This window comes from Mesorhizobium sp. M7A.F.Ca.CA.004.06.1.1 (assembly GCF_003999135.1).
Lineage (GTDB): Bacteria > Pseudomonadota > Alphaproteobacteria > Rhizobiales > Rhizobiaceae > Mesorhizobium.
The window spans coordinates 1-5,066 of record NZ_RZPQ01000425.1; the positions used below are offsets into that span (position 1 = coordinate 1).

At 61.9% G+C, this 5,066-nt stretch carries 3 protein-coding genes and 1 pseudogene; all 4 read right to left on the reverse strand.

Features of this window, described 5'->3' with window-relative positions; all coding sequences use genetic code 11:
• Positions 1 to 343: pseudogene (locus tag EN906_RS22410) on the reverse strand (hypothetical protein); the annotation flags it as partial.
• A 114-nt stretch (positions 344 to 457) separates the two neighbouring features.
• Positions 458 to 1,261, reverse strand: coding sequence for an alpha/beta fold hydrolase (locus tag EN906_RS22415; RefSeq protein WP_127267384.1), 804 nt, complete (start codon positions 1,259 to 1,261; stop codon positions 458 to 460).
• 197 nt (positions 1,262 to 1,458) lie between these two features.
• The gene (locus EN906_RS22420) at positions 1,459 to 3,234 is read right to left on the reverse strand and encodes a hypothetical protein (RefSeq protein ID WP_127267381.1); all 1,776 of its coding nucleotides are present in this window, start codon (positions 3,232 to 3,234) and stop codon (positions 1,459 to 1,461) included.
• A gap of 196 nt (positions 3,235 to 3,430) precedes the next feature.
• Positions 3,431 to 5,066: 2-isopropylmalate synthase (leuA, locus tag EN906_RS22425; RefSeq protein WP_127375378.1), on the reverse strand; the 1,636-nt coding region annotated here is incomplete at its 5' end.

A 5,066-nucleotide genomic window follows, 5' to 3' on the forward strand; every position in this document is an offset into this window, starting at 1 on the left:
GCTTCATCTCGGTGGATTCGGCAAGCACCACCCGGCCGATACGGGTGTCCTTGAGGAAGCGATAGGTCCGGCGGTCGCGCCCCATGGCGACATGGCTGATGGCGTCGATCCACAGGCGCGGCTGCAAGCCGGACGAGACGACAAAGTCGAAATTGTCCATATCGGCCGGAACATCGGCAAAAACCGGTGCCAGTTCGGCGGCGAGCAGATCGAGACGCATGCGATGCGCCTCGCGCATGTCGACGACGACGTCGTCGCGGTCGGCGAAGGCATTTTTGACATCACGGATGGCATCGGACAGTTTCTTGGACTGGTCGATGGTCTTCTCGCCTGCTTCCTTCATCGGCGTCCGCCTCGTAGGTTTGGTTAACACCGGGTTAACACAGCCGCCGGCAAAATGCACTGGCGAGATCGACGGCCCCGGGGTGTCCAGGAAGGTTGTCGTGCGCGAAAAAGGTCAGCTGGCTGCGGCGGCGAATTTCTGGCGGTGTGGCCTGGCGCGACGATTGGTGTTGCGGCGAATGATCTCGGCAACAAGGTCGGGGGCTTCCTCAGCCAGCATATGGCCGGCCTCCAGCACGTGGTGCACGTGAAAATGCGCCGGCAGGTCATCCGCCTGGGTAAAGGGCAGCACCGCATCGCTGATTCCCCATGCCACCATCACCGGCATGTTCAGTCCATCGAGGCGATCGTGCGGGATGACGCCTTGCCGACCGTCCACGGTCATGGCGGCTGCGATCTCGACGAGCTTTTCGAGTTGGCCGGGTCGCCTGCGCATTTCCCAAAGGGTGTCCACCGTATGTTCGAGCGGCGGGGCTGATGGTCCCGACATGACGGCGAGGCAGGAGCGGATCTCGGACCGATCCGCGGCTTCGGCATAGCGGCGCAACAGCGGTCCATTGATTTCGGGGCCAAGGCCGCCCGGCGCCAGAAGCGTCAGCGAGGCTATCTTTTCGGGCTCGGCCAGCGCCATCAGCGCCGCCACGGCACCGCCCATCGAGTGGCCCACGAGATGAACGCGCTTCAGGCGGCGCTCCGAGAGATCGGCGAGCACGGCCTTGGCTGCCACCCTGGCGGGACCGGCGGCGGGAAAATCGAGCGACAACCCGTGCCCAGGCAGATCATAGGCCAGCGTATGCGTGGAAGGCGTCAGGGCGGAAATCACCTCGTGCCATACATCATGGCAGCCGCCGAAACCGTGCAGCAGGACGATGGCCTTCGAGCCAACACCCTCTTCGGCGGCAAAAAGTGATGCGGTCATGAAAGCTGATTTTTTGTTATTGCAGAATGCGCGACACCCAATGGTGGCTGAATTGCTCCTAGTCCAACGTGATGACCAGTAAAATTTTCGCGATTTGTACGGTTGTGTACAGAACCTGGCGACCAATCGGCAATCTGCGATGGAGCGCAGGAAATCCATCGGGACGCGGCGCAGCCAGTGCGCGGACGTCGATGGTGTCAGCTTGGGCTGCCGAGCCCGGCAGCGCGGAGTGCCTGGACCAGCCGGTCGGTCAGGTCGGCCGGATATTTCCGCTCGACGAAAGTCGCCCGCGGATCGGCGGCAAATTTGGGGAACTCGGTGGTCAGTTGTTTCAGCAGCGTGCTCACCAGATGATCCTGTCCGGCAGCCTTGGCGCCGACCAGCCGCGCCGCCAGATAGTGTGATTTCGTTGCCGTCGTTCTCAATGCCATGCTGGCCGCGACCGCCTTGTTCATGTCGCCGAGCATGAACTCACCGACGAACAGCCCGTAATCCCACCATGTCGGGTGCCCGCTGAAGGTCTCCACCGCATGATCGAGGATCGGCGTTCCTTCAGCATATCGTCCGGCGAAGATCAGCCCGTAGCCGTAAGCGGCGGCCATGCCGAGATCGTAGGGGTTGAGTTCATAGGCCTTGCGCATCCAGCGGATCGCTTCGTCCGTATTGCCGAGGCGCGAACTGACATAGCCGTAGGAGCGATGCGCATAAGGGCTGGTCGGACCCATCTGCACGCCGCGATGGGCAAACTCGACGGCTGTCTCAATCGTCGCATTGGGCGGATAGGCGTAATGATCGGACACCGCCTCGAGATGCAGGGAAGCAAGCTCCGAATAGACGAGCGAGGACTTGGTTCCACCATTGGCCAGCTTCTCGAGGCATCGGTAGGCTGCCTCATGGGTCCTGGCGTTCTGGTCGAGGTAATATTTGCCGTTGAGCAGCAGGCATTGCGTCAGACCGTTTGGCGTGCCGGTCTGCTCGATATAGTTGTAGATGGTGCCGGAGGCGGGGAGTGCCGAGCTAAGCATATCGGCGATACGGTCTTCGACCGCTGCAGGTGCGCTGTCGGCGGGGGTGAGATTGCGCGATAGAAGCACCCGTCCGGACGCCATGCTTTGCAGTTCTATGGTGATGTCGCCCGCGTCCGGTCCAGATAGGACGTCGAATATGAAGCTCGTCGCGTCGTCGGCCGGATCGCCGACGGTGTCGCGGCCGATGAAGTCAATCGTATCGAAGCCACTCAGGCCGGCGCGCAGCGATGCGGCGACACGGCTGGCGTCGGGGCCGTCAGCCTTGAGTCCGATATAGACTTGCGGCAGAGCGTCAGCCCTTGCCGATGCCGTGATGCTTGCAGTTGCGCCAGCGATCTCCGGCATTGCCGAGATGTCGCCGCCTGCCAGCAAGGCAGTGCTGCCCTGGCGAAGGATCAGTACGCCCAGCATGGCGATGACCAAGGCGATCGCCATCCAGAAAAAGCGGAGATGGCGCGCCACCGAGGGGGCAGGCGAAGACGGTACGGAAGCCAGAGACATCGCCTCCAGCATGCCCGTGCCGGCTTCGTTTGACCGATCGGTGGATGCGGCGCCGTCCAGCCTGAGTTCGGGAACAGACTCGGCAATATCCGGCAGGCGGATCGCGTTCAATTCATAGGCAGGAACATAGCCGCCGCGCGGAATGGCGATGCGGACCGGCTCGGCAATTCCCTCATTGGCAAAATAGTGCTGCAGAAGCTCGCGCAGCCTGCCTGCCTGCACACGCACCACGGCATCGGTGGACGGATCGAAGTCGCCGTCCTTGCCGAAAACATCCATGGCAATGGAAAAGCCCTTGAGCCTGTCGGCTTCGCCGGCCTGTTCACGTTCGACAAGATAACGCAGCAGCTTGCGCGCGCGTTCGGATCGGCCGAACGTTTGGCTGGCAAGCAGTCGCTCCAGTGTCTCGCGCACTGCGGGGGCGGCAGGCGTGGCATGCTGCAAGTGTCGATCCTCTCGAAGTCGGCACAGGTTGAGGCGCGATCATATAGGTCCCGCACCACCACACAAGTATACACCCCGTTATGCGATCACGTACCCACCGGATAATTCCGCGGTGGTTAATGGCCCGAAAGATCGGAACCGATCACCAGATTGGGACGGTTCCGATCTTTGTTCCCGCCGGGCGTCAGCCGGCTTTTTAACCGACGATACGGTTCGCGGCAGACATCACTGCTTCCAGCGAGGCAGCGACGATGTTGGTGTTGATGCCGGCGCCGAACAGCTTGCCCTGGGGATATTCCATCTCGACATAGGAAATGGCCGACGCGTTCGAGCCGCGCTGCATCGAGTGCTCGGAATAGTCGAGCACCGACATCTCGACACCGACATGGAGCGACAGCGCATTGACGAAGCCATCGATCGGGCCGGTACCCGTGCCTGTAATCGTCACTTCCTTGCCGTTGTCGAGGATGACCGCCTCGACGACGCGCCGGCCCTTGATCTCGGTGCTGGGATAGGTGTGGTGATCGAGGAATTTCAGCCGCGCGCCGGGCTGGTCGACATAGGTCTCGATAAAGCGCTCGTAGATGCGCCTGGCCGGCACTTCCTTGCCCTCGGCATCGGTGATCGCCTGGATTTCCTGGCTGAACTCGATCTGCAGATTGCGCGGCAGGTTGAGGCCGTAATCTGCCTGCAGCACATAGGCGATGCCGCCCTTGCCGGACTGCGAATTGATGCGGATGATGGCTTCGTAGCTGCGTCCGACATCGGCCGGGTCGATCGGCAGATAGGGCACTTCCCACAGGCTCGTATTGGCCTTCTTCAGCGCCTTCATGCCCTTGTTGATGGCATCCTGGTGCGAACCGGAAAAGGCGGTGTAGACGAGTTCGCCGACATAGGGATGGCGCTCGGGGATCTTCAACTGGTTCGAATATTCGTAGACGTCCTTCATCCGGTTGATGTCGGAGCAATCGATCAAGGGATCGACACCTTGCGTGTACATGTTCAGCGCCAGCGTGACGATGTCGACATTGCCGGTGCGCTCGCCATTGCCGAACAGCGTGCCTTCGACGCGGTCGGCGCCGGCCATCAGGCCGAGCTCGGTGGTGGCTATGCCGGTGCCGCGGTCATTGTGCGGATGCAGCGAGACCAGCAGGTTTTCCCGGTTGTCGAGGTTGCGGCACATCCACTCGATGCGGTCGGCATAGATGTTGGGGGTCGACATCTCGACCGTCGAGGGCAGGTTGACGATCAGCTTGTTGTCCGCCGTCGGCCTGACGATCTCGGTGACGGCGTTGCAGATCTCCAGCGCCACTTCGAGTTCGGTGCCGGTAAAGCTTTCCGGCGAATACTCGAAACGAAAGCCTCCGCCGGCCTTGGCCGCCATGTCGGTGATCATCTTGGCGGCGTCGGTGGCGATGCGCTTGATGCCGCCGACGTCTTTTTCGAAGACGACGCGACGCTGCAGCTCGCTGGTCGAATTGTAGAAATGGACGATCGGGTTGGTGGCGCCCTTCAGCGCCTCGAAGGTGCGGGTGATCAGCTCCGGCCGGCACTGCACCAGCACCTGCAGCGAGACATCGGCGGGCACGTCGCCTTCCTCGATGCACCAGCGGGCAAAGTCGAAATCGGTCTGCGAGGCCGACGGGAAGCCGATCTCGATCTCCTTGAAGCCCATGTCGAGCAGCAGGCCGAACATGCGTGCCTTGCGCTCATGGCCCATCGGATCGATCAGCGCCTGGTTGCCGTCGCGCAAGTCAACCGAGCACCAGATCGGCGCCTTGTCGATCACCTTCGAAGGCCAGGTCCGGTCGGTGAGGCCGACGGTCGGATAG